Origin of the sequence: Halomonas marinisediminis (assembly GCF_004347715.1) — a bacterium.
GTDB classification, from domain to species: domain Bacteria; phylum Pseudomonadota; class Gammaproteobacteria; order Pseudomonadales; family Halomonadaceae; genus Halomonas; species Halomonas icarae.
The window spans coordinates 1-257 of the sequence record NZ_SLTR01000585.1 but is presented as its reverse complement, the minus strand read 5'-3'; the positions used below and the strand labels follow the sequence as shown (position 1 = coordinate 257).

Here is a 257-nt window from a genome sequence, read left to right as displayed (position 1 = left end):
CCTAGGCTGATCGGTATTGCGAAAGGTGTGACAAGAAAACCAGGTTTAGAAACGCTGATTACCACAGAAGGTGATGAGTTTCATTTGCCTAGCGATGCACCGGCTTTACATTTGATGCAGCATATTCGAGATGAGAGTCATAATCACGCCATTGCAGGGCACAGAGCAAAGCGTGGTAAGACTCGTAGAACTAGTGCGTTGGAAGGTATCGAAGGTATCGGTCCGAAAAGGCGACAAGCATTGCTGAAGTACATGGG

1 pseudogene is annotated in these 257 nt (G+C 47.5%); it reads left to right on the top strand.

Annotation, left to right across the window (positions count from 1 at the left end):
* Window positions 1-257, top strand: a pseudogene (gene uvrC, locus E0702_RS17900) (excinuclease ABC subunit UvrC); the annotation flags it as partial.